This is a genomic window from Candidatus Symbiopectobacterium sp. NZEC135, from assembly GCF_025962695.1.
In genome coordinates this window covers 1-1500 of sequence record NZ_JAGFPF010000414.1, presented here as the reverse complement: position 1 = coordinate 1500, position 1500 = coordinate 1, and the positions used below count along the sequence as shown (strand labels likewise).

Below are 1500 nucleotides of genomic sequence, written 5' to 3'. Positions count from 1 at the left end.
TTTGAACCGAGATTTACACAAAAAACAATAAATAAAATATCAAAAATATCGCCAGTATTAGCACAGTGTGCTTACCTCTATAAAGTTGATCCCAACATTCCCGAAGCACAATTACTGGCATTAGCTCAGGAAATTGAGAGACTCGACTATGTGGAGTATTGTGCATTGTTAAGTAAACTCGTATATCCGCCTCCATTGGATAATTATGAAGAACCGGATTGTGCATCATCTTCCCAACCGTTAAATACAGAAACGATTGATGATATAACACATACTCAACATGAGGGTGACCAACCGCAACCTTTTTCTACTACGCCAAACTTTACCTCTCGGCAGGGTTATTTGGACCCTGGACAAGGAATGAACATACGTGCTGCATGGGCGCGCAATGTTTCTGGAATAGGTACCAGGGTACACATATCCGATTTTGGTGTAGAAAACCAACATGAAGACCTGATTGGTGGTGTCAGAGTGATAACGAGTCGTCCTAATAATCAATCACGTGAACACGGTACTGCAACAACAGGAGCGGTTAGAGCTAATAACAATACTTTCGGTGTCACTGGAATTGCATTTAATAGTTTTACCTATTTTTATGATATTAGCATACATGATTTAGATCGTATTATCGGGAATTTTCTTCCTGGCGATATTATTGCTATAAATATTGAGCTTGTATTTTCGACTGGGCAACGAGTTCCCATGGTGCATGATGTTGCATGGTGGAGCCGGATTAACTCTCTGGTACGCTCTGGTGGAGTAGTGGTATTTGCCGGGGGTAACGGTGGACACAATCTTCGTCAATTGAGTATATTCAATGACTTGGGTGACAGTGGTGGCATCATGGCTGGAGCATGCAGCTCTCAAAATGGACAGAGAATGTCTTTCTCTAACTTCAATTTGTATCTCAGTGCTAACTCCTGGGGTGAGAACGTAACGACAACGGGTTATGGTTTCTTATTTAATGAAGCGCCATTCCCCTTACGCACCTATACTGGCTCATATGCTGGCACCTCGAGCGCAACACCGCTGTTGGCTGGAGCCATGGCGCTTATCCAGTCCTACACTAGAGCGACTTATCGTGTGGTATTAAATTCTCGAGACATGCTGCAAGTTATCGAACGCAGTGGTTCACGACAGGCACAAGGGCAGGGTATTGGTGTTAGACCCAATGTGAATGAAGCGCTCAGAGAAGTTGATATTTTGTTAGGGGGAACAACACCACCTCCGCCACCACCTCCGCCGCCGCCGGGGTATCCTGCATGGCAATTGGGTGCGCAGTATGAAGTGGGGCAACGGGTGTCCTATCAAGGACTTAATTATCAATGCATACAACGGCATCGAGCAGACTCACCGGCCTGGACACCACCGCGGGCTCCCACGCTTTGGAGAAGGATATAGGAGCACATTTCTGATTAGCTAAAATAAATACCGGGCACTTGCTGCCCGGTATTTGTATTCACGAGTCAATCAGATTAGCAGTTACTCTACCGTCACCGG

The 1500-nt window shown here is 45.3% G+C and carries 1 protein-coding gene; it reads left to right on the top strand.

Translation table 11 applies throughout. The features are described 5' to 3' along the window. A partial coding sequence (locus tag J5224_RS27420; protein WP_264628296.1) for a S8 family serine peptidase occupies positions 1–1401 on the top strand: 1401 nt, incomplete at its 5' end. Between the last annotated feature and the right edge of the window lie 99 nt (positions 1402–1500).